The organism is Paraburkholderia sp. RL17-368-BIF-A (assembly GCF_046054045.1).
GTDB classification, from domain to species: Bacteria; Pseudomonadota; Gammaproteobacteria; order Burkholderiales; family Burkholderiaceae; genus Paraburkholderia; species Paraburkholderia graminis.
In genome coordinates this window covers 184,064-206,179 of the sequence record NZ_JARESN010000013.1, presented here as the reverse complement: position 1 = coordinate 206,179, position 22,116 = coordinate 184,064, and the positions used below count along the sequence as shown (strand labels likewise).

Annotated in this window: 18 protein-coding genes and 1 riboswitch; of the genes, 10 read left to right on the top strand and 8 right to left on the bottom strand. The window is 63.9% G+C overall.

Features of this window, described 5'->3' with window-relative positions:
- Window positions 1–120: 120 nt before the first annotated feature.
- Entirely contained in the window at window positions 121–915 is a 795-nt protein-coding gene (locus P0D87_RS22530) for a DUF4397 domain-containing protein (RefSeq protein WP_053858473.1), read from the bottom strand.
- A 360-nt stretch (window positions 916–1,275) separates the two neighbouring features.
- On the opposite strand from P0D87_RS22530, the gene P0D87_RS22525 reads away from it, so the two are divergent.
- Window positions 1,276–3,324: an NADPH-dependent 2,4-dienoyl-CoA reductase gene (locus P0D87_RS22525; RefSeq protein WP_053858474.1), complete on the top strand. Its 2,049-nt coding sequence runs from the start codon at window positions 1,276–1,278 to the stop codon at window positions 3,322–3,324.
- Between the two features lie 64 nt (window positions 3,325–3,388).
- Here P0D87_RS22525 and P0D87_RS22520 read toward each other — a convergent pair whose 3' ends face one another.
- The 5 genes from P0D87_RS22520 to P0D87_RS22500 form a co-directional block, all read right to left on the bottom strand.
- Complete coding sequence (locus tag P0D87_RS22520; protein WP_029967574.1) at window positions 3,389–4,318, bottom strand: EamA family transporter; 930 nt, start codon at window positions 4,316–4,318, stop codon at window positions 3,389–3,391.
- A 409-nt stretch (window positions 4,319–4,727) separates the two neighbouring features.
- A complete protein-coding gene (locus tag P0D87_RS22515) occupies window positions 4,728–4,958 on the bottom strand; it encodes a pentapeptide MXKDX repeat protein (protein WP_006052448.1) in 231 nt (76 codons plus the stop codon).
- A gap of 113 nt (window positions 4,959–5,071) precedes the next feature.
- Window positions 5,072–5,863, bottom strand: a complete 792-nt coding sequence (locus P0D87_RS22510) for a molybdopterin-dependent oxidoreductase (protein WP_053858475.1) — start codon at window positions 5,861–5,863, stop codon at window positions 5,072–5,074.
- A 33-nt stretch (window positions 5,864–5,896) separates the two neighbouring features.
- The gene (locus tag P0D87_RS22505) at window positions 5,897–6,535 is read right to left on the bottom strand and encodes a cytochrome b/b6 domain-containing protein (protein ID WP_053858476.1); all 639 of its coding nucleotides are present in this window, start codon (window positions 6,533–6,535) and stop codon (window positions 5,897–5,899) included.
- A gap of 36 nt (window positions 6,536–6,571) precedes the next feature.
- The gene (locus P0D87_RS22500; protein ID WP_053858477.1) at window positions 6,572–7,414 is read right to left on the bottom strand and encodes a DUF1223 domain-containing protein; all 843 of its coding nucleotides are present in this window, start codon (window positions 7,412–7,414) and stop codon (window positions 6,572–6,574) included.
- Window positions 7,415–7,987: 573 nt separating this feature from the next.
- Between P0D87_RS22500 and P0D87_RS22495 the strand changes: the two genes are divergently transcribed.
- From P0D87_RS22495 to P0D87_RS22470, 6 genes are all read left to right on the top strand, one after another.
- Complete coding sequence (locus P0D87_RS22495) at window positions 7,988–8,407, top strand: GreA/GreB family elongation factor (RefSeq protein WP_006052444.1); 420 nt, start codon at window positions 7,988–7,990, stop codon at window positions 8,405–8,407.
- A 222-nt stretch (window positions 8,408–8,629) separates the two neighbouring features.
- Window positions 8,630–8,748, top strand: a riboswitch (TPP riboswitch).
- A 131-nt stretch (window positions 8,749–8,879) separates the two neighbouring features.
- Window positions 8,880–10,811: a phosphomethylpyrimidine synthase ThiC gene (gene thiC / locus P0D87_RS22490; protein WP_006052443.1), complete on the top strand. Its 1,932-nt coding sequence runs from the start codon at window positions 8,880–8,882 to the stop codon at window positions 10,809–10,811.
- Between the two features lie 261 nt (window positions 10,812–11,072).
- Window positions 11,073–11,285, top strand: a complete 213-nt coding sequence (locus P0D87_RS22485; RefSeq protein WP_006052442.1) for a YMGG-like glycine zipper-containing protein — start codon at window positions 11,073–11,075, stop codon at window positions 11,283–11,285.
- A 238-nt stretch (window positions 11,286–11,523) separates the two neighbouring features.
- Window positions 11,524–12,027 carry a hypothetical protein gene (locus P0D87_RS22480; protein ID WP_053858478.1) on the top strand — a complete coding sequence of 168 codons (504 nt, stop codon included), beginning with the start codon at window positions 11,524–11,526 and terminating at the stop codon, window positions 12,025–12,027.
- A 198-nt stretch (window positions 12,028–12,225) separates the two neighbouring features.
- On the top strand, window positions 12,226–13,824 hold the full coding sequence (locus tag P0D87_RS22475; protein WP_053858479.1) for an L-lactate permease: 1,599 nt from the start codon (window positions 12,226–12,228) through the stop codon (window positions 13,822–13,824).
- 300 nt (window positions 13,825–14,124) lie between these two features.
- On the top strand, window positions 14,125–15,051 hold the full coding sequence (locus tag P0D87_RS22470) for a DMT family transporter (RefSeq protein WP_035569836.1): 927 nt from the start codon (window positions 14,125–14,127) through the stop codon (window positions 15,049–15,051).
- Window positions 15,052–15,569: 518 nt separating this feature from the next.
- Here the strand turns inward: P0D87_RS22470 and bamC are convergent.
- On the bottom strand, window positions 15,570–16,802 hold the full coding sequence (gene bamC / locus P0D87_RS22465) for an NlpB/DapX family lipoprotein (protein WP_029967579.1): 1,233 nt from the start codon (window positions 16,800–16,802) through the stop codon (window positions 15,570–15,572).
- A gap of 342 nt (window positions 16,803–17,144) precedes the next feature.
- Between bamC and P0D87_RS22460 the strand changes: the two genes are divergently transcribed.
- The 3 genes from P0D87_RS22460 (at window position 17,145) to P0D87_RS22450 (ending at window position 21,171) form a co-directional block, all read left to right on the top strand.
- Window positions 17,145–17,609 carry a DUF2844 domain-containing protein gene (locus P0D87_RS22460; RefSeq protein WP_053858480.1) on the top strand — a complete coding sequence of 155 codons (465 nt, stop codon included), beginning with the start codon at window positions 17,145–17,147 and terminating at the stop codon, window positions 17,607–17,609.
- A 178-nt stretch (window positions 17,610–17,787) separates the two neighbouring features.
- On the top strand, window positions 17,788–19,080 hold the full coding sequence (locus P0D87_RS22455) for a DUF3443 domain-containing protein (protein ID WP_053858481.1): 1,293 nt from the start codon (window positions 17,788–17,790) through the stop codon (window positions 19,078–19,080).
- Window positions 19,081–19,245: 165 nt separating this feature from the next.
- Window positions 19,246–21,171 (top strand): glycosyl transferase family 1, encoded by a 1,926-nt coding sequence (locus P0D87_RS22450; protein WP_053858482.1) that lies wholly within the window; start codon window positions 19,246–19,248, stop codon window positions 21,169–21,171.
- 178 nt (window positions 21,172–21,349) lie between these two features.
- On the opposite strand, the gene P0D87_RS22445 is transcribed toward P0D87_RS22450, so the two are convergent.
- Window positions 21,350–21,913 carry a hypothetical protein gene (locus P0D87_RS22445; protein ID WP_053858483.1) on the bottom strand — a complete coding sequence of 188 codons (564 nt, stop codon included), beginning with the start codon at window positions 21,911–21,913 and terminating at the stop codon, window positions 21,350–21,352.
- Between the last annotated feature and the right edge of the window lie 203 nt (window positions 21,914–22,116).

Below are 22,116 nucleotides of genomic sequence, written 5' to 3'. Positions count from 1 at the left end.
GGGGCGCCCCCCTCCACACACCCCCCCCCCCCCCCCCCGCCCCCCCCCCCCCCCCGCCCCGTCCTCCCAGGACTTGCCGCTATGCCATGCGCTGCGATGCGCGCAGGTTGGCTAGCGAGCTTATGCGCCCGTCAGCGTGTTCGACAACTCGATACTCGGTGTGCTCGTATTGCCGTTCTGCACGATCAGCAGATGAATCTGCCCCACCGCGAGCTGGCTCAGCACACCGCCGATCGGCACCGACGTAATGAGCCAGTCGGCGTTGTTCGACAGCGTGAACGATTGCGACTGATAGATCGGCGTCTTGCTGCCCGCGGCCGTCGCGATCAGCACATACTGGCCGCCCGATACGTAGATCGAATCCTGGCCGCTTGCCGGCACGGCGTTCTTGAACGCGACGCCCGCCAGGGTCGGCGACACGGTGCTGATGTTGGTGTTGCCCGCCTGCACGAGATACAGGTCGAGATTCGGCGCGTTGCCCGATGCGTTGAAGCCGCGCACGCGCGCGCTATTCGACAGAAGGCCCTTGTCGAACGGATCGTCGATCAGGCCGATGTCCGCCGCTGCCGTGCCGGGCAACGCGAGCACCGTATATTCGTGGCCCTTCGAGACGTTCGGGAAATTGCCGCTCGCGAGCGCGGTCTTGGTGCCGGTCGCCGCATAAGCGACATTCGTCGAACCCGTGTTGATGTTCGTGAAGTTCGTCACGCCCTTGTACGAGACATTCGTCTGTCCGGACGGCGCGTTGCCGTTGACGAGAAAGTCCACTGCCGGTCCGCTCGGGATCGCATGCACGAAATGGATTTGCGGGTTCGTCAGACCCAGTTCCTTGCCTACGTCGTCGGAGCCTCCGCCGCATGCACTCAGCACGGATGCAACGGCAATCATGGCCGCCATGGTTCTAATCAGTTTCATTCTGTTCACCTATATCGATGTCGGGCTCGTGGCCCATTCATATGCGGGCGCACGCTCTGGACGCCGCCATCTGAAACCGTGTTCGGCAATGATTCGAACGGTCTCGTTTTGGCTGTCCTCGGCGAAGCACTCCCTCCTATCCCTGCACGCAACGCCCTGTTTTAAAAGCGCGGCGCGGTCCATGTCGATGGACGCACCCAATGAGCAATGGCTGTGCCGCGATCATCGAATTGGCTTATCGCGGCGCGAGAATGTCTTACGGGGCAACATGCGGCGAGCATTAGAAGCTTTCCTCAGATGGTGAGCCCGAGCGCGCGGTGTATCGTTCGTGCGCACCCCATACTTACAACGGCAGCCTGTATGTCTTACCAACGCTTACTCGCGGAACTCGACCTCGGCTTCACCCGCTTGCGCAATCGCGTCGTGATGGGGTCCATGCATACGGGCATGGAAGACCGCTTCTGGAATTATCCGAAGCTCGCCGAGTACTTCCGCGAGCGCGCGAAGGGCGGCGTCGGCCTCATCATCACCGGCGGCATTTCGCCGAATCGCGAAGGATGGCTGCTGCCTTTCGGCGGCACGCTCAACTCGGTATTCGATCTGCGCAATCATCGGCGGCTTACGCAAGCGGTTCACGAAGAAGGCGGCAAGATCGCGCTGCAGATCCTGCACGCGGGACGTTATGGGTATCAGCCGTTCGTTGTGTCCGCATCGGCATTGAAGTCGCCTATTTCGAAGTTCAAGCCGCGCGCGCTCAGCATCGCCGGCATTCAGAAGACCGTGCGCGATTACGCGCGCTGCGCGCGGCTCGCTCAGCGCGCGGGCTATGACGGCATCGAGATCATGGGCAGCGAAGGCTATCTGCTCAACCAGTTCCTCTGCCCGCGCACCAACCGGCGCACGGACCGTTACGGCGGCAGCATCGACAACCGCATGCGGCTCGCGTGCGAGATTGTCGAGCGGGTGCGTGAGACGTGCGGCGAGCGCTTCATCGTGGTGTATCGGCTTTCGCTGATCGACCTCGTGGAAGGCGGCAATACATGGGATGAAACCGTGCAGGTCGCACGCGCGCTGGAAGCGGCCGGCGTGACGATATTCAACACAGGAATCGGCTGGCATGAAGCGCGTGTGCCGACCATCGTCACCTCGGTGCCGCGTGCCGCGTTTGCCGCGTTGAGCGCGCGGCTGAAGGCCGCCGTGACAGTGCCGGTGATCGTCTCGAACCGCATTAACACGCCCGACGTCGCCGAAGCCTTGCTCGCCGACGGCGCGGGCGATCTGGTGTCGATGGCAAGACCGCTGCTCGCCGATCCCGAGTTCGTGCTGAAAACCGCCGAGGGACGCACGCACGAAATCAACACCTGTATCGCGTGCAATCAGGCCTGTCTCGATCATACGTTCAGGAATCAGCGCGCGACCTGCCTCGTCAATCCGCGCGCCGGTCGCGAAACCGAACTCGTGTACCGGCCGCTCGCGGGTTCGCAGAAAGTGCGCTCCGTTGCGGTGGTCGGCGCGGGGCCGGCGGGATTGTCGGCGGCGACGGTGGCGGCGTCGCGCGGGCATCGCGTGACGCTGTTCGATGCGGCCGCAACGATCGGCGGTCAGTTCAATCTCGCGATGCGCGTGCCGGGCAAGGAAGAGTTCAGCGAGACGATCCGTTATTTTCAGAGCCAGCTCGAGCGGCATCGCGTCGACGTGCGGCTCGGCACGCGCGTCGACGCCGCGCTGCTCGCCGCGGGCGCTTACGATGACATCGTGATCGCGACCGGCATCGTGCCCCGGCGGCCGGCGATCGCGGGCATCGACGCGCCCAATGTTCTGTCGTATGTCGACGTGCTGCGCGGTGCGCCGGTGGGCGGGCGCGTCGCCGTGATCGGCGCGGGCGGCATCGGCTTTGATGTCAGCGAGTTTTTGCTGCATCGCGCGGACGAACCGCTGCCGCTGCCGCGCGACGCGTGGCTCGACGAATGGGGCGTCGATCTGTCTGTCAGCGAACCCGGCGGCCTGAAGCCGCCCGCGCCCGCGCGTCCGCCGCGGCAGATCTGGTTACTGCAGCGCAAGGCGGGCAAGCTCGGTGCGGGGCTCGGCAAGACGTCGGGCTGGGTGCATCGCGCGACGCTCGCGAGAAACGGCGTGAAGATGCTGGACGGCGTGTCGTATCTGGAAGCGGGCGCACGCGGTTTGAAGATCGCGCGCGGCGGCGTCGAGCAATGGCTGGAGGTCGACCATATCGTCGTATGTGCAGGGCAGGAGTCGCTGCGCGATTTGCATCCGCTGGAGTCCGCACGAGAAAAATCGGCGGATGCGGGCGGTCCGCGTTTTCATGTGATCGGCGGAGCGGCGCTCGCGACCGAACTCGATGCGAAGCGCGCGATTCGCGAAGGCGCTGAACTGGCCGCGCGGCTTTAAAGCGCGAACGTGGCCCGCGCTTTTCCATAAGCGCCGTGCTCCCGTTCGTGCGCAGTCTCGCGCATCATGCGAGCGCTTTCTTTCGATAATCGAGCCAGAAAGACAAACCCACGCTGACCAGAATCACGACGGTCGCGATGACCGTCGAATGCGTAACGGGCTCGCCGAGCAGCAACGCGCCGAGCGCGACCGCCACCACCGGATTCACATACATGCAACTGCTCGCGATGATCGGGCTCGTGTGCCGTATCAGGAAACCGTAGGCGACGTAGGCCGCCATCGTGCCGATCAGCATCAGGTAGATGAACGCCAGCACCGGCAGAAAATGGACTTCGAGCATGCGTTCGCCGGAGACCCACGCGACCATCGTCGACATCGCGCCGCCCAGGCCGATTTGCAGCGACGTCGATAGAAACAGGTCGGACGGCAGTTTGAGACGGCCGGCGAGATGCGCGCCGCCCGCCCAGAAGAGCGCGCCGCAGAGAATCGCGAGGCTGCCGCCCGCCGAGCCGGGCGTGTCGTCGCCGTGACTCAGGATCGCGATGCCGACGAGCCCGAGCCCCACCGCGAACCACTCGCCTCGGCCGATCTTGCGCCCCGCCACCGCCGCGATGACCGTCGCGAAGAGCGGCACGGTCGCGACCATCACCGCCGCCGTGCCGGTGCCGACCGTGCGCATGCCATACGCGAGCATGCCGCTCGACAGGCCGACGAGCATCGTGCCGACGAGCCCGGCATTGCGAATTTCGGCGGCGCTCGGCCACACCGGATTGCGGCGCGCCGCGAACGCGAATAGCCCGACGCCCGCGAACAGATTGCGCAGGCCGGACATCAGCAAAGGCGGGAACGAGCCGAGCGCGACGTGCACCGCGAGATAAGTCGAACCCCACACGAGATAGACGACGCCGAGCGCGAGCGCGATCTGTCCGTTGCGCGATTGCGGCAAACGGATCGGAAAACCACGAGAAAACCAGCCTGGAAGTTCCTGCGACATGTCGTCAACGCGCCGGCGCCGTTCGAGCTTCCCGCTGTGGGGACGGCGGACACCGCATCGGCGATGCGGTCAAACGGGCGAGGCTGGCGGACATGGTGGTGGAGCGAAAGACGATGGTTGGCTAACAGAGAGAGCCATACGGGAACCGCGGTGCCGGTCCGGTTGATCCGGTAGTTTCGGCCGATTCGCGGCTCGCGCGCCAAATGCACGGCGCGCATCGCATTATGCAGTAAGCGCCCACCGCGCCAGGCGAAAGAATCGTAACTTTTGGTGCACACGCAACAAAAAGCCGGGGCAGACGGCACCCCGGCTCTCACTCTGAGAATCGCGCCGCGTATAGCGGCTATGCAGCGGGCATCGGCCCGAACACGCGCGTTGGCGCGTCGGCGCGTCAGCCCGCTGCCTGCGCTCAGTTGCTCATCGCGCCCGACGCCTCGTGCTTCATGCCCATCGCGTCGCCCTTTTTCATCTTGTCGTGCTTCATCGTGTCCTTTTTCATGTGGTCTTTCGACATCGAATCCTTGGACATCGTGTCATGCGACATCGCATCGTTGGACATGGCGCCGCTCGCCTGGGCGAACGCGGCGCCGCCGCTCATCAAAAGGGCGACGGCTGCTGCTGCGATTGCAATCTTTTTCATGGGATAACTCCGTTTGTAGTTGATGAATCGAACCGGCTGTAGCCGGCGTATTTCCGAAGCTTCTGCCGCCCGAGGTCGCGCACGCGCGCGGCGCATGCGGCGACCCGCGCGCGTCAGGAGCCTCCGAACCAGTTGTAGCCCTGGTCGACCCAATAGCCGCCAGGATACGTGTTGGTGACGAACATCTCGACGATGTGCTTCGGATTCTTGTAGCCGAGCTTGGTCGGCATGCGCAGCTTCATCGGGAAGCCGTATTTCGCGGGGAGGCGCTCGCCGTCGTAGGAAAACGTGAGCAGCGTCTGCGGATGCAGTGCGGTCGGCATGTCGATGCTTTCGTAGTAATCGTCCGCGCATTTGAAGCCGACGTACTTCGCGCTCGTATCCGCGCCGATGCGCCGCAGAAACTCGCCGAACGGCGTGCCGCCCCAGCGGCCGATCGCGCTCCACCCTTCCACGCAAATGTGCCGCGTGATCTGCTCGGCGTGCGGCAGCGCGTACAACTCGGGCAAGGTCCACACGCGCTGACCCGTGACGAGTCCGCCGATCTTCAGCGTGTAGCCGGACGCGTCGACCTGCGGCACTTCGTCGATACCGTAGTACGCGTTGAATGGAAACGGCCGCGTGATTTGCGCTTCGGTATACGTCGGCGCGAGCGTCTTCGGATCGAACAGCGCGGCTTGCGCGCGATCGTTCAGGCGCGACACGGCCGTCAGAAACTTGTTGACGGAGTCGTCGTCGGTTAGCGAGCAGCCTGTGAGCAGCGACAATCCGCCGAGCGACAACAACTGCTTGCCGAACAGACGCCGCGACGGAATCGACAGTTCGCGTCTCGCGTCAATGAGGATCGACTCGCGGTCCAGTTTGCCGGCGCGTTTTGCCGGCAATTTGTCAGATGGCTTATCCATGATTCGGTATCCGTAACATTTCGAAGGTTGGGCTCAGCGGCCGCGCAACATCGCGAGCAGCGAACGCGGCACGAGCGCGACCATCGCGAGATGCACGACGATGAACGCGGCCATCAGCGCCATCGCGCAGAAATGGACGATGCGTGCGTTGTCGTAGCCGCCCATCAGTTCGCGCAGCAGCGGAAACTGCACCGACTTCCAGATCGCGAGCCCCGACAGCACCAGCACGATCAGATCGACAACCACGAACAGGTAGGCCAATCTCTGCACCGCGTTGTAGACCCGCAAGTCCGCGTGCGAGAGCTTGCCCGTCAACGCGGCGATGAAATCGCGCCACACCGCGCGCGGCGAGATCGGGAAAAACTTGCGCATGAAGCGTCCGCTCGCGAGATTCATCGCGAGATAAATCAGGCCGTTGAAGACCAGCAGCCACATCGCGGCGAAGTGCCATTGCAACGCGCCGCCAAGCCAGCCGCCGAGCGTGATTTCCGTCGGAAAACGAAACCACGCAAAGACCGGCGACGCGTCGTAAATGCGCCAGCCGGACAGCATCATCACGATCGCGGCGAGTGCGTTGAGCCAATGCGTGACGCGCACCCACAGCGGATGGACTGCGCCGCTCGCGGGCGTGGCAGGCGGCGCGTTGCCGCGAACGACGTGAGGCGTGGCCATGAGACTCTCCTGTGATTGGCGGCGTGCGTTGTGCGTTCAATGGCAGAGCGGTAGATCAGCCACTTGCAGCACGTCGCCCGTTGCAGCGTTTTCGACGAAGGCGACAACGCCGAATTTATCGACTGACGGATTGGCGTTTGCGCTCGCGTCCGCCCTGTCGAGCCGTATATCGCGGCGAATCTGCAGCTTGCCGCCGACGAGCGGCACCGGCCCGATCCACTGCCGCACCACTCTCTCGTGATGCAAGGTTGCGCCGCGGTTTTCTCCCGCGCCGACCTGCGAGCTCAGCGCGTTTTCATAGACGGCGACATAGGCGTCGAGCCGTGCTGCGCTATCCGCAGTCCGGCTGTCGAAGCGGGCCGCGAGATCGAACGCGCCGCCTGGCTGCGGCTTCATGTCGAGCGCGATGTTCGCCTGCGCCGGCTCGGCGATCAGCTTGTCGACGCGGCTTTGGAAACTGTCCTGCTGCGACCACGTCCGCAACTCGCGTCCGCCGACGAACACTTCAGGCGTATAGATCGTGTGGCCGCCGGCAAGATCGGTAAGCGTCTGCTGACGCTCGGTGAAACGGTGCTGCGAGAAACGGTCCGTCCAACCGAGACCGTTCCAGTAGTCGACGTGCAACGCCAGCGGCACGACGCTTCGCGTGGCGCCGCTGTTCTTCCATTGACCGAGCCATGCGTCCGCGGGCGGACAGCTATTGCAGCCTTCGCTGCTGTAAAGCTCGACGAGCGCCACGCGATGAGCGGGACTGCGCGCGCTGCACATCGCACTCGCCGCGCTCACGAGGCCGCTCGCGCACAACAACGCGAGCGCGGCAACGAGTGCGACGGCCCGCTTGAACGGCCGATGCGCGCGGCGTTTGATGACTGTTTGCATGACGTGCTCCGATCAGGATCTGCACGTTTGTCGAAGCGCGTCGCCGGTTATGACACCGCGCCGCAAATTTTTTTCGCCCGTTTGTTTTGTGTTGTTTGCGGGCGGCGTCCACGCGTGCTTGCGCGATGTCGCCAACTTTCTACACTGCGACTTACAACAACGAAATGTCTGCCAAGGTCGCTGAAAGACGCCGTGCTAACATGCTTGTGTCGATCGCGCCGCTTTGCTGTGGTCTTCTCATGACTCTGTTTTCAAGCGGCGCGCCACCCACTTCATTCGATAACCGCCGGCCACTCATGCGCTTCCCGACTTCCCGTGCCTTCACCCGCTTGCGCCCTCGTGGCGCAACCGGCTGCGCGCGCGTGGAACTCGCGCCGCAAAGGGCCGGCGAACCGTCGCGAACGCTTCTGCCGGCAACGGTTCCGCTTCTCGCCGCCCGGCACCCCGACTGACGCAGCCTGCTCCTTGCCTGAAGCTGCGTCGTCCCTCAAGGGACTGTCGGAGCGCCGGGCCGATCCCATCCGCATGACCTATTCTCGTACAGAGATTGCAGATCGAATTGGAGTAGCCGCCGTGAAGACGACCAGAAGGACCAAGCAGTGTTACCTCACCGAACTCGACGTCGCGCGTCTTGAGAAGCACGCCGCCGCGCCCGGCGCGAACGCCCGTTTTCAGGAGATGCTCGACGACGTACTGGAGCGCGCCGTGATCGTGGACTCCCGCGAAATTCCGGCGAACGTGGTCACGATGAACTCGCAGGCCACGCTCGTCGACGAAAGCAGCGGCGAGCAGATGACGTGGACGGTCGTCTATCCGCCCGACGCCGACTTCGCTCATGGCCGCCTGAATGTTTTTTCGCCGGTGGGCCTCGCGCTGCTCGGCGCGAAGCGCGGCGAGCACATTCACTTCATGCCGCCGAGCGGCGCCGAAAAAGTGCTGAAGCTCGAGAAAATCCTGTATCAGCCGGAAGCTGCGGACGATTTCACGCGTTAAGCAACGCGTGCCGGTGCTGCGGCGCGTCATAGCGTGCTGCATTCCGCGTTCTGCGTTCTGCATGCCGCGTCACTACAAGCATAGTGCGCAAATCGCGCATGCGAGAGCGCAGCGATTCCCCGCCCGCAGCCGCCGAAGCAAACCACCGCGCGCTGCCCCGCATTAGCACTCACGCATCGCGCGCGGGTTGCCAAGCAGCGCCCGCCCGGTGTATCGTGTGCGCTGCTAACGCGGGGGTCCTGCGTTGCACGGAAGTCGGAGGTCCGTGCCACGTGGGTGAGAAATACCCTTTGAACCTGATCTGGATAATGCCAGCGCAGGGAAGCGTACGGATTTCGCAGCCAGTCTCTAGCCTCACCTCTCGCGAATTCCGACTACTTCCATCTCGTCTCCTGCTTAGCGGCCCCACATTGAATGGGACCGGAGCAAGGCGTCATTGCGCTTAACTCCGGCCGACACACGGAGAACATGCATGAACGCCAATCCGAAGTTCCTTTCCGCCGACGCCCACGTCGATGAAGCTGCCGTCGCGCCGCTGCCCAACTCACGCAAGGTCTACGTGACGGGCTCGCGTCCCGACATCCGCGTGCCGATGCGCGAGATCAGCCAGGCGGATACGCCCGACAGCTTCGGCGGCGAAAAGAATCCGCCGGTCTATGTCTACGATACGTCGGGCCCCTACTCCGATCCCGACGCGAAGATCGACATTCGCGCCGGCTTGCCCGCACTGCGTCAGCGCTGGATCGAGGAACGCGGCGACACGGAAGCGTTGACGGGTCTGTCGAGCGACTTCAGCCGCGAACGCGCGGCCGACACGGCCACTGCCGACCTGCGCTTCCAGGGCCTGCATCGCACGCCGCGCCGCGCGATCCCCGGCAAGAACGTTTCGCAGATGCACTACGCGCGTAAAGGCATCATCACGCCGGAGATGGAATACATCGCGATTCGCGAAAACCAGCGCCGCGCCGAATATCTGGAGAGCCTGAAGACGAGCGGCCCGAACGGCGAAAAGCTCGCCGCGATGATGGGCCGCCAGCATCCGGGCCAGGCGTTCGGTGCAAGCGCGTTCGGTCCGAACGGCGTCACCGAAATCACGCCTGAATTCGTGCGCGAGGAAGTGGCGCGCGGCCGCGCGATCATTCCGAACAACATCAATCACCCGGAAAGCGAGCCGATGATCATCGGTCGTAACTTCCTCGTGAAGGTGAATGCGAACATCGGCAACTCGGCGGTGACGTCTTCGATCGGCGAGGAAGTCGACAAGATGACGTGGGCGATCCGCTGGGGCGGCGACACGGTGATGGATCTGTCCACCGGCAAGCACATCCACGAAACGCGCGAGTGGATCATCCGCAATTCGCCGGTGCCGATCGGCACGGTGCCGATCTATCAGGCGCTCGAAAAGGTCAACGGCAAGGCCGAAGACCTGACGTGGGAAATCTTCCGCGACACGCTGATCGAGCAGGCTGAACAGGGCGTCGATTACTTCACGATTCACGCGGGCGTGCGTCTGCAATACGTGCCGCTGACGGCGAAGCGCATGACCGGCATCGTGTCGCGCGGCGGCTCGATCATGGCGAAGTGGTGCCTCGCGCATCACAAGGAAAGCTTCCTGTACGAGCATTTCGAAGACATTTGCGAAATCATGAAGGCGTATGACGTGGCCTTCTCGCTCGGCGACGGCCTGCGTCCCGGTTCCATTTACGACGCGAACGACGAAGCGCAGCTCGGCGAACTGAAGACGCTCGGCGAACTCACGCAGATCGCGTGGAAGCACGACGTGCAGACGATGATCGAAGGCCCCGGCCACGTGCCGATGCAGTTGATCAAGGAGAACATGGACCTGCAACTGGAATGGTGCGACGAAGCGCCGTTCTACACGCTCGGGCCGCTCACCACCGACATCGCGCCGGGTTACGACCACATTACGTCGGGCATCGGCGCGGCGATGATCGGCTGGTTCGGCACGGCCATGCTCTGCTACGTCACGCCGAAGGAACACCTCGGCTTGCCGAACAAGGACGACGTGAAGACCGGCATCATCACGTACAAGCTCGCCGCGCATGCCGCCGATCTGGCGAAGGGTCATCCGGGCGCGCAGGTGCGTGACAATGCGCTCTCGAAGGCGCGCTTCGAATTCCGTTGGGAAGACCAGTTCAACCTCGGCCTCGACCCGGACAAGGCGCGCGAATTCCACGACGAAACGCTGCCGAAAGATTCCGCGAAAGTCGCGCATTTCTGCTCGATGTGCGGCCCGCACTTCTGTTCGATGAAGATCACGCAGGACGTACGCGAGTTCGCCGCGCAGCAAGGCGTCACCGACGACGAAGCGCTGAAGAAAGGCATGGAAGTGAAGTCGATCGAGTTCATGAAGAAAGGCGCTGAAATTTATCAGCGGCAGTGATGCGTTCGCGCATCGCGTGGGACGCATGCCGTCGCCCACTCGATGCGCGCGCAACCTTCCGCCACGCAAAGGCCCGCGCTTGCGGGCCTTTTTTCGTCCTTAGGTCAGGCACACGCGATGCTGCAAACAGGGAAACATTTGATTACGAAACCGTCAGTCTGCTGACAACCGCATACATCTGGAAACCGGTTCCGGCGATAAGATCAAAGCGAACGAACAATAACGACAGGCGGTTTCGAATTACAACAGGGAGTCAACATCATGAGATCGATTCGTAAGATAGGTTCGCTTGCGATGATCGTCGCGGTTGTCGCAAGCCTTTCCGCGTGCGAGGGTATGACGACGCGGCAGCGGGACACCGCGATCGGTGCGGGCGTCGGCGGCGCGGCGGGTGCCGTGATCGGCGGCAGCGCGCTGTCCACGCTGGGCGGCGCGGCCGTCGGCGGCGTGATCGGCAACCAGGTCGGCAAGTAATCGCCTCGTATGACCGGGCAAAGCGGACCGGGCGCCATGCCCCGTCCGCTTTGCTCACAATCTATGCGGATGTGCCGCATCGAAACGGCGCTGGATGAAGAGCCGCAACGCGCGGCTGCAATGAGGCGAAATACGCCGTTACGGTTTTGCAAACCTCCTCGCGCGCCGTCGGCGTAAGCTCGTGCGATAACGTACCGACGACGGCGTCGGCTGCGTTGTTTGCAAACTGGAGCGCGCCATGAAGTCCCGCGTCATCGACACTTTTCATACTATTCGCATGCAGTTCGCGACGGTTGCGCCTCGCCGGCGCATCGGCCGCGGCCGGCTCGCGTTGAGCGGCGCTGCGAGCGCGTTGCTGCTGTCGGGCTGCTATTACCCGTACGGCTACTACCCCGGCTATTACGCCGCTTATCCGTCGTATTACGCGACCGTGCCCGCGAGCGCTGCCCAGCGTGAAGTGCCGCTCGGCACGACCGGCGACTCGCAGGGCCAGCAGTCCATGCAGCAGCAGTCGGCGCAGGCGCAATATGGCCAGCAGCCGCAGCCCGGCGCGGCCACTTCGCCGCCCGCGTATGTGGTCGCGCAGCCGCCGGTGTACGTTGCGCCGGCTTATCCCGCCTACTATCCGCCACCGGTCTATCCGGCCTGGTACGGCTACGGCTATCCGGGCTGGTATGGGCCGGCCGTGTCGATCGGCTTCGGCTGGTCGTGGGGCGGCGGCGGGCACGGTCATCATCACTGAGCTTTCGCTCCTCCCGTAGTTTCCCTTCTTGACGCGCGGGCCTCGGGCTCTATGCTTGGTTAAGCCTCACACAGTAAGCGTTTAAAAGCGAGCCGCCTGGCGCTTTCGTGCCCGGCGGCGCTCATCCGTCCTGCACCAGCGACGCGTCCCGTCATTGGCAATCTCGCGTCGATTTCGAACAACAACGAAGGAGACGTGATGTTTCATCAACTACTCACCCCCATCGGCGATTCACTGCTTGCGTCGTTTCTCGTCGCGGCGTTGCCGATCATTGTCGTGCTCGTGCTGCTCGGCTGGGCGCGCCGGCCTGCGTGGCAGGCGTCGCTCGCCGGACTCGTCGTCGGCCTGATCGTCGCCATTGCCGGATGGAAGTTTCCAGTGGGGCTCGCGCTCGACTCCGTCGCGGCGGGCGCCGTGTTCGCGTGCTGGCCGGTCATGTGGATCGTGTTCACCGCGATCCTGCTGTACAACATCGCGCAGCGCTCCGGCCGCTTCGCCGCCTTCCGCATGTGGATGATCGACAATCTGCCGAACGACCGGCGCGTCGTGCTCGTCGTGGTGGGTTTTTCGTTCGGCGCGCTGCTCGAGGGCATTTCGGGCTTCGGCACGCCGGTCGCGATCACCAGTTCGCTGCTGATCCTGCTCGGCTTTCCGACGCTCGAGGCGCTCACCTTCACGCTGATCTTCAACACCGCGCCGGTCGCATTCGGCGCGCTCGGCGTGCCGATTACGGTGCTCGGCGCGGTCACGCATCTGCCGGCCGATTTGCTCGCGAAAATGGTCGGCCGCCAGTTGCCGTTCTTCGCGCTGCTGCTGCCCTTCTATGTGATCGCCGTGTACGCCGGCTTTCGCAACATGCTGCGCATCTGGCCGGTGCTGCTGATCTCCGGCGCGAGCTTCGCGCTGACGCAGTTCGTCTCGTCGAACTATGTGAACTACAGTCTGACGGACGTGTTGTCGTCGATGGTCTCGCTGATCGTCACCATTGCGTTCCTGCGCGTGTGGAAGCCGGCGGTCGACCCGGCGTTCGCGATCGACATCGACCGGGCCGGCGAAGTGCGCAGCAAGATCGCCGGCGGCCAGGGCTGGTATCCGTGGATCATCGTGTCCGTCGTGGTGATCGTCTGGACGGTGGCGAAAATCTTCCTGATCGGCGACGTGAAAATTCCCTGGCCGGGGCTCGACAAGGCCGTGTTCATCACGTTGTACAACACGCCGTACGGCGCGATCTGGGACTTCCAGCCGCTCGCGACCGGCACCGCGATTCTGGTGGCGGCTATCATTACGAGCCTCGTGGTCGGACTCGGCGCGCGCGAATTCGGCGCGGCCATCGCCGATACGTGGGTGCAGACGCGCATCGCGATTCTGACGGTCGCGACCATCGTCGGACTCGCGTATCTGATGAATTACTCGGGTCTCACTTATACGCTCGGACTCGGCGTCGCGTCCGTCGGACCGTTCTTTCCGCTGGTGTCCGCATTCCTCGGCTGGGTTGCGGTGTTTCTGTCAGGCAGCGACACATCGGGCAACGCGCTGTTCGGCAATTTGCAGGTGGTCGCAGCGCATCAGTTGAACCTGAACCCGGTGCTGATGGCGGCGACCAATTCGTCCGGCGGCGTGATGGGCAAAATGATTTCGCCGCAAAACATTTCGACGGGCGTCGCGACCACCGAGTTGAAAGGCAAGGAAGGCGTGGTGTTCGCGAAGACCTTCAAGCACTCGATTCTGCTGACCGTGCTGCTCGGCATTCTGGTGTGGCTGCAGCAAAACGTGCTGCAGGGGATGATTCCGCATTGACGGTTGTTGGGCGGCTTTGGCGGTTGCTCTGCCGCCAGGCATGCAACCGAAAACTTTTCTCGTAGCAGCGAGGCGCCGGTCGCACCGGCGCCTCATCTTCCTCCCTCCCGGTGATCGCAATATTTCTCACATCAGCGTGAGAATTGCTCGCTATGCGCGCCTCGCCGCGACGCTTACGATCACGTGTGTCAGACGTCCTCTCCCGATACTTGCCGTTTCATTCAGACGTGAAACGTTTCGGGTAATCGCGCTGTTACGATGCACAGGCGTCTCGACTCAACCGCGCGCGACGCCACCATAATGAATGCCAAAAACCTCTTCCAGTTGCTGATCCTCGCGGCCTTATGGGGCGCGTCATTCCTGTTTATCCGCGTCGGCGTGACCGACTTCGGCGTTGCTCCGTTGATGGCGCTGCGCGTCGGCATCGGCGCCGCGTTTCTTATCGTCGTGCTGCTCGCGCGACGTCCGCTGCAACAATCCGCGACGATCCTGCGCACGCGGGCGTTCCCGCTTCTCGTGGTGGGCATTCTGAATTCGGCCGCGCCGTTCTGCCTGTTCGCATATGCGGAGTTGACGCTGTCCGCCGGCGTGACGTCGGTGATCAACGCGACGACGCCGCTGTGGGGCGGCCTCGTCGCGTTCGTCTGGCTGCGTGACCGGCTGACCGGACTGCGCACGCTCGGCCTCGCGATCGGTTTCCTCGGCGTGCTGATGCTGGTGTGGGATCAGATCGCCACGCCGAGCGGCTCGGCAGCGACGCCGCTGACCACCGCGCTCGCAGCGGGCGCCGCGCTCGGCGCAACGCTTCTGTACGGCATCGCGGCCAATTACACGAAACGCTACCTGACCGGCGTCGACGCGCTGACCGTCGCGGCCGGCACCATGACAGGCGCGACCATCGTGCTGTTGCCGCTCGCCGTGATCTACTGGCCGAGCGCGCCCGTCTCGCTGCACGCGTGGGGCGCGGTGATCGCGCTCGGCGTGGCGTGCACGGGCGTCGCCTACATGCTGTTCTTCCACCTGATCGCGGTCGCGGGACCGGCGCGGGCAATCACCGTCACGTTCGTGATTCCGATCTTCGGCATTTTGTGGGGCGCGTTGTTTCTGGGCGAAGGCGTGTCGGCCGGCATGCTCGAAGGCTGCGGCGTGATTCTGGTGGGCACGGCGTTGGCGACGGGCGTCATCAAGCGCTTGCCGTGGCTGGGGACGCGGCGCGCCGATACGTGAACGCGTTGCGTCGGTCGCGTGGGTCGGCGCAAAAAATAGCCCGCACTCCACCGGAGTGCGGGCAAAAACCGTCGCCCTACGAGGATAGGCGACGGGGCCACCGAGGCCGCGCGTCGAGCGCGCGGCCGTCATCGGGCTCGGCATCGGCTTGACGGCCGATGCTCGATGGAATGAAAAGCGCGGTTGAGAAGGGACTTCGCCTGGGTGAGGCCACGGGAATCCGGCCCCATGTACTTCTAAAGCAGCATGTATGCCAGTTGGGACTGAACGCGAGAGATTGGCGGTAACTCGTTGAATTTGCGCTGCATTTTTCGTGGCGTGTGATGGCTTCGGCACGCTGCCGCAACGCCTCTGAGAGTTACGTCACCGGGGTAACGTCAGCGGAGTAACGTGACGTCGAATCGCGGAACAGTGTTGGGATAGGCCACAGCCATAAAAAAAACCCGTCCGGGACAAGAATGTCCCGGACGGGTTTTTTTCATACAGCTTGCCGCCGCTGCCGCAGCGGCGCGCTTGCCTCAGCGCAACTGATCGGCCATCAGCGTCAGGATCTGCTTTGCCTGCGGGCTTTCGTCGAGACCGCCCTTGTCGTCGACCACGGCCACGCGGGTCTGGTCCGGCGTCAGCGCGCGCACGTTCACGCGATACTGCTTGGCGACCTTCTCCTTCTTGCCGTGGAACACCTGGCTCCAGAAGCCCTGTTCAGCCGACGTCATGTCCTTCGGATCGACATAGCGCACGAAGTACAGGCCGCGCGTCAGATCGCGGTCGTCGACCGTGAAGTTGCTGCGGTCGAGCGCGAGGCCCACGCGCAGCCAGGCGCGATCATACGGTTCGCCAAGCGTCAGTTCGTTCGATGACAACTGCCCCGGCCCGTTCGCCGCATCCGGATCGCGCACGGGCTGCTGCGCCGACAGCATCACGTTCTGCGCCGCCGTGGCCGCAGCCGCCGATTTCGCGCCGTTCGCCGCGGCATTGGGCGCTACCTGCGCGCCAGCCGGCGACAACGCCGCAGTGTCGGCGCCGCCCGACTTCGCGCGCGAATCGGCGAGCGCGAGCGCCGCCATCAGGCGCTTCAGATATTCCTGCTCGAGGCCGGGATCGTTCGCCTTGGGCTGCCACGTGCTCGAATCGTTGTTCGTGCCGGTCAGCGCCTCGCGCATGCCCTTCTGGCTGATGAACACATACGTGCCGCCGTTCGGCGCCGTTTCGAGGCGCGTACGGTACTTGTTGCGCTCAGACGTGACGTAGCTATTGCCCATCGCCTTCGACAGCGTGCTGCGGATCAGCCCGTCGTTGATTTGCGCGTGCGTTTCGTTCCAGTCGGTCTCCATCACGCCCTTGTCGCGCTGATCGACGACCAGCAGGAAGCCCTGCTCCTGCCAGAAGCGGCGGATTTGCGGCCATGCCTCTGCCGGCGTCTTGCTGTCGATCACGAGCCAGCTTTCCGTGCCGTCGCGCTGGATGTGCATGCCGCTCACGGCCGGCACGACGGACACCGTGTTGGCCGCCGGTGCCTGGGCCTGCACCTGACGCAGCGCGGACAACGAGGTTTCGCCGCCTTGCGGAGGCAGCGAACGCTGATCGGCCGTCTCGTCGATCAGGTTCGGCGGGACGGCGAGTGAAGCCTGCTTCGATTTCGAGTCGCTCTTGTAGTCGACTTTGGTCGGCGACGACGTGCCGCAGCCGGCGACCAGCCCGCCTGCCATCAGCATTACTGCAAACCGCTTGGTAAGACGAAGATGAGTCATGTTCGGGGAATCCTTCCGCTACGCCACGGCAAGTTTCCGTGGATCAACCCAACATTTTACCGATCCCGGCGGGCCCTGTGCAAAAACTGGGGTTTGCCCGCTGTCCGCGCTCGGTTGCCGGGCCACATTTAACGTTCCACAACTATTCCTAATGGTCTGTCAGACATCTGCAAGTTTGTCGTCAGAACATTGTTTTAAAAGGCACTTTTCGATTCGGCATCCGCCCAATTTTGGGATGACGTCATGCGATGAAACGCGCACCACGCTTAGTTTTGCGACGCGGGTGCTATCTTCAAATTGACGTAGGACAAAACCCAGAAGCAGCGCGCAGGAGACCTCATCATGTACAAAAAACATCGTTCTCATCATGTCGCCGCCTCTCTTATTGCCGCGACCGCGTTATGCGGCAGCGCGAGCGCTTGCGCGCAGCTCGGCGCTGTGATTGCGGCCAAATCAGGCGAGAGCGCACAACAAAGCCTGCTGAACGGCGCGCTGCGGCTGCGCACATCGACCGATGCGGGCAACACGACCATCAACGAGTACGCGACGAACGGCGGCGAAATCGTCGCCTACACCTGGCAAGGGCCGACGATGCCCGATCTGGCCGGCCTGCTCGGCAAGTACGCCGACTCTTACCGCACGGGAGCCGCGGAGGCGGCAACGGCGCCGGACGGGAATCTGCACGCGTCGCGCGTCGTGCGGCCAGACGTGGTCGTCGAGTCGGGCGGGCCGATGCGCGGCTACGCGGGCCGCGCCTGGCTGCCCGGCGCGTTGCCGCCGGGCGTGACCGCCGACGATCTTCGCTGACGGGCATCCGCTCGCGCCTGGATGCGTCCGCGGGTCGATACCCCCACGCCGAGAAAGCCGGTCTGTCGCAGCGTGGATGGGCCTGGGGACTTCCTCTCCGAGCGGGCGCTCGAGCCGCGAAACGCGCCGCAGCAAGCAGCAACAACCACAACAAACCAACCGCTGACCTTCTGACGCCATGAAACCCACTCCTTCCCTTTGCGCCCTGCTCTCCGTCTGCACCGTCCTCGCGGCTTGCGGAGGTGGAGGCGGAGGCGGCAACACCGCGACCGCCTCCGGCGCGAGCGCGCCAGCCGGCACGGCTAGCGCTCCTGTTGCCTCAGCGCCGCCTGCCGCGTCGAGCCCAAGCAGCACCTCGGTCCCGCAATCGAATACGCCGAACGTTCAGCCGATCGTCGTGCACGCGGCGCCGCGCCTCACGCGCAACATGCTGACGACGAGCGTCACGGTCTGCCAGCCGGGCACGGACAACTGCGCGACCATCGACAACATTCAGGTCGACACCGGCTCGCACGGTCTGCGCATTGTCGCGTCCGCGTTGCCGGCGACCCTGCCGCTGAACGCCGTGCCGTCGGGCAGCGGCATATCAGGCGGCGTATCAGGCGGCATATCGGGCGAATGCGCGGTGTTCGGCAGCGGCTATGCATGGGGCGCGGTGCGCAGCGCCGACGTGCGCATGGCCGGACAACTGGCCGCGTCGATCCCGATCCATCTGATCGCCGACCCTTCGGTGCCGTCGGTCCCCGCGGATTGCGCCGCCTCGGGCCCGTCGATGCTCACCGTCGACACGCTGCGCGCCAACGGCATTCTCGGCGTCGGCGTGTTCGCGGCCGACTGCGGCGGCGCCTGCGCGAACGCCGCGCTGCCCCGCTGGTACTACAACTGCGACGCGAGCGGCGCCTGCCAGGCAAGCGCCCAGCCGCTCGCGCAGCAGGTGGCCAATCCGGTCAGCCGCTTCGCACTCGATAACAACGGCGTGGTGATCGACCTTCCCGCGATCCCCGACGGGGGCGCGCTGACCGTGTCCGGTTCGATGATCTTCGGCATCGACACCCAGGCGAACAACACGCTCGGCAGCGCGGGCGTGCTCAAGGGAAATTCGCAAACCGGCTACGTCAGCACGACGCATAACGGCCAGACCTTTTCGCAAAGCTATCTGGATACGGGTTCGAACGGGCTCTTCTATCGCGACACGCAACTGCCGCAGTGCGGCCTCTGGTATTGCCCGAGTTCGACGCAAGCGGCGAGCGCGAGCATCGCCGGAACGAACGGCGCGTCGAACACGGTGACCTTCGCTATCGGCAATTCGCGCGCTCTCTTTGCGTCGGGCAATAACGCCTTCAACAATATCGCGGGTGCGGCTGCGAGCGGCTTCGACTGGGGCTTACCGTTCTTCTTCGGCCGGCGCGTGTACACGGCGATTGCTTCGCGCGCGACGTCGGCGGGACCGGGTCCGTACTACGCGTTCTGAAGGTAAGGCCGCATTTAAACTGCCGAAAATTCAGAAACTGACGGACAGCGCAAATTCGGTATGGGGTGGCTGCGATAATCGCCGTTCGCGGCTAACGCTTCAGGAATGCATTCAAGAATGCTTCCTGAAGATAGTTAGTCATGCATAACTGCCATTCGCTATCCGATGCAAGACGCCACCCAAGCCAGCCAAGCCGCCGAACCCACTTTCTCGCTCGACGATTTCGAGCAGCTCGTTTTTACGCGGCAGCATATCCGGGCGTCTATCCAGCTTCTGTGCGCGCTCGCGCTGCTTCAGAACAAGCGCGGCGTGCTGGACGAGAGCTTTCTTGCGTCGGGCATGAGCGGCTTGACGCCCGCGGAGCAACAGCAGCGCTTCTGCACGCGGCTCGCGAGCGCGGCTTCAACGCTGTTCGCCGATCCGGAATTCCAGCCGCCCGTCGAATGCTTCAGGCTCTTTCTCACGCTGCACGAATGGGTCGGCCTGGTGTTCTCCGCCACGCCGTTCGGCAATGCGGATCATGTCGCCTGCCACCTCAACCCGCGCGGTGCGCAAGACCGGCAGTTTCTGGCTGGCGACAGCTTCGTCGAGAAACTGTGCGTGCTGTATTCCACGGAATCGGAGCTCGAACTCGAGTTTTCCGCGCTGTGGGCTTACGACAAAGTGCTCGCGGCGTGCCTCGCGCTCGTCCTGCTTGCGCCGGTTTTCAAGGGCTCGGCAAGCGCGCACGTCAAGCGTGAGGCGTTGATCGAATGGCTGCCCGGCAAGCTGCAACAGCTAGACGACCTTGACGATCTGCCCACCGCCTTGCTGCATAACGCCTACATGTTCTGCAGCTACGCACACACGCCTCGCCGTCACGAGATCAAGCGGGACATCAATGTGCTGGTGCGCCGCAAGCTCGCGCAACTGGGCCTGACCGACGTGGCGGCGCCGCGCGCAGCAGCCACGGCGAACGCGAACGCGAAGCAGGCGGGCAACGCAAAGCGGCGCAAGAAGCCGTTGATGCTGGTCGTGCTCGAGTGGTTCGGCGGCGCGCATTCCATCTACCGCACGCACTCGCGCACGCTCGAAGCCGCGCGCGAGCATTTCGAGGTGGTGGCCTTCGGCTTCGGCTATGCGACTGACGACATCGGGCGCGCGGTGTTCGACCGTTTCATCGAACTCGAGCAGCCCGAGTACATCGGCGAATGTCTGCGGACCATTCGCGACTTTGCCGAACGCGAGAAACCCGACGTGCTGTATATGCCGAGCGTCGGCATGTTCGTCATGACCATCTTCATGTCGAATCTGCGGGTCGCGCCGCTGCAAATCGCGGGGCTCGGCCATCCGGCTACCACGCACTCCGACAAGATCGACTATGTCAGCGTCGAGGAAGATTACGTCGGCGATCCCGCGTGCTTCAGCGAACGCCTGATGAAGTTGCCGAAAGACGGGCAGCCGTACCGCCACTCGGTGGCGCTGCCGGTCATCGTCCCGATCATTGCGCCGCCGCGCGCCACGGTGCACGTGATCATTACGGCCAGCGCGATGAAGCTCAACCCCGCGTTTCTCGATGCGTGCCGCGAGATCGGCGCGCGTGCCCGCACGCCTGTCGAGTTTCATTTCATGAGCGGCGTGCACGCCGGGCTCGCGCTCGATCATATGCGCGAGGTTATCGGCCGCTCACTGCCGGGCGCGGTCGTCCACGGGTTTCATCAATACGCGAGTTACCTGGACTGTGTGAATCGCGCGGACCTTTTTCTGAGTCCGTTCCCGTTCGGCAATACGAATGGCATCGTGGACGCGCTCACGCTCGGTTTGCCGGGCGTGTGCAAACGCGGGCCGGAAGTGTTCGAGTGCATCGACGGGGCGCTGTTCGAACGCGTGGGCATGCCGCCGTGGACCACAGCCGAGACCACCGAAAGTTATATCGAAGCGGCGGTGCGAATGATCGACGGGCACGACGAACGCACCGCATTGCGGCAGCGTTTGATCGATACGAAGGCGGTCGAGCGCTGCTTTGAAGGCCGGCCCGAGGCGTTTGCAGAAAGCGTGCTTGGCTTGATGAAGAAGAAGCGGAGCCGGCGCAAGGTGGAAGTGGTGGATTGACGGGGTGCGGGTGTAGGGATGCCGGGGTGCTGCGGGTGCGTGGCACGACGTTAGACGCCTCGCTTGCAACGTTGTTGGCGTGTGCGGAGAAACGTCCTGGCAAAAGCATAACCATGACCACATGCATCGGCGCGCCCACCGCAAGGACCACGCCGACACTCAGTTCACAGCGAGCGCCTTACTCGGCCGCTTCGTCCGAATCCGGCTCGGAGGGCGCCGCGAGCTTCGCCGGGGCGAGCCAGCTAAAGCTGCTGAGACTCGGGCCACTAAACGTGCATTCGGCGGCTGCGGCCTGAATGACCTTCTTCGGCTTGCCTGATTTGACGGCTAGCGCTTGCGCATCCGAAGTCGCCGAGCCCGAAGCCGGAGCCGCAGCCGCCCGCGCACCCGATGCAGCGGCGTCGGAACCGGCCATCGCGCCTGTTGCCGACGTGCCCTTCGACCCGCCCATCGCGCCCGCCGTCGCGCTCCCCTTCGACCCGCCCTTCGCCACCGAAGCAGCCCGCGCCGCCGCGACTTCGGAGGCCGTCACGACATGTTCAATCGACCCTTCCACGACCACGCGCGACCCGTCGATACCGGCGCCCGTGTGGCCGATCTTCAACGTATCGGACGAAGTTTCCGCAAACTTGCTGCGCATCAGTTGCTCGCACGCGTCCGAGTTTTTGTAGACAGCGGTACAGGCCGCGAGCAGCGCCGCAGCGGTCGAGACGCACGCGATTGTGAGAATCCGATTCTTCATTGACGTTCCGTTTTTGAAACCGTCGCGAATTGTAGCCTGGGCGCTGCGCGCGAGCCTGCGCTTGACGCAGTCCCAATAATATGGTCCTATTGCGCACTATGTACCGCGCCCAGACCACCCTATCGCTACTACTAGCCCGCTCTACCGGGCTAGGTCTGCTGCTGCGCGCTTCCATCTGAATCTGAAACACCCGAAGCACCGCG

Excerpts from the sequence above, each read along its gene's own strand:
- P0D87_RS22530 (WP_053858473.1), bottom strand. The coding sequence starts at position 915 with ATGAAACTGATTAGAACCATGGCGGCCATGATTGCCGTTGCATCCGTG.
- bamC (WP_029967579.1), bottom strand. The coding sequence starts at position 16,802 with ATGACTCATCTTCGTCTTACCAAGCGGTTTGCAGTAATGCTGATGGCA.
- P0D87_RS22455 (WP_053858481.1), top strand. The coding sequence starts at position 17,788 with ATGAAACCCACTCCTTCCCTTTGCGCCCTGCTCTCCGTCTGCACCGTC.
- P0D87_RS22500 (WP_053858477.1), bottom strand. The coding sequence starts at position 7,414 with ATGCAAACAGTCATCAAACGCCGCGCGCATCGGCCGTTCAAGCGGGCC.
- P0D87_RS22525 (WP_053858474.1), top strand. The coding sequence starts at position 1,276 with ATGTCTTACCAACGCTTACTCGCGGAACTCGACCTCGGCTTCACCCGC.
- P0D87_RS22450 (WP_053858482.1), top strand. The coding sequence starts at position 19,246 with ATGCAAGACGCCACCCAAGCCAGCCAAGCCGCCGAACCCACTTTCTCG.
- P0D87_RS22505 (WP_053858476.1), bottom strand. The coding sequence starts at position 6,535 with ATGGCCACGCCTCACGTCGTTCGCGGCAACGCGCCGCCTGCCACGCCC.
- P0D87_RS22445 (WP_053858483.1), bottom strand. The coding sequence starts at position 21,913 with ATGAAGAATCGGATTCTCACAATCGCGTGCGTCTCGACCGCTGCGGCG.
- P0D87_RS22480 (WP_053858478.1), top strand. The coding sequence starts at position 11,524 with ATGAAGTCCCGCGTCATCGACACTTTTCATACTATTCGCATGCAGTTC.
- P0D87_RS22520 (WP_029967574.1), bottom strand. The coding sequence starts at position 4,318 with ATGTCGCAGGAACTTCCAGGCTGGTTTTCTCGTGGTTTTCCGATCCGT.
- P0D87_RS22485 (WP_006052442.1), top strand. The coding sequence starts at position 11,073 with ATGAGATCGATTCGTAAGATAGGTTCGCTTGCGATGATCGTCGCGGTT.
- P0D87_RS22510 (WP_053858475.1), bottom strand. The coding sequence starts at position 5,863 with ATGGATAAGCCATCTGACAAATTGCCGGCAAAACGCGCCGGCAAACTG.
- P0D87_RS22470 (WP_035569836.1), top strand. The coding sequence starts at position 14,125 with ATGAATGCCAAAAACCTCTTCCAGTTGCTGATCCTCGCGGCCTTATGG.
- P0D87_RS22460 (WP_053858480.1), top strand. The coding sequence starts at position 17,145 with ATGTACAAAAAACATCGTTCTCATCATGTCGCCGCCTCTCTTATTGCC.
- P0D87_RS22515 (WP_006052448.1), bottom strand. The coding sequence starts at position 4,958 with ATGAAAAAGATTGCAATCGCAGCAGCAGCCGTCGCCCTTTTGATGAGC.
- thiC (WP_006052443.1), top strand. The coding sequence starts at position 8,880 with ATGAACGCCAATCCGAAGTTCCTTTCCGCCGACGCCCACGTCGATGAA.
- P0D87_RS22475 (WP_053858479.1), top strand. The coding sequence starts at position 12,226 with ATGTTTCATCAACTACTCACCCCCATCGGCGATTCACTGCTTGCGTCG.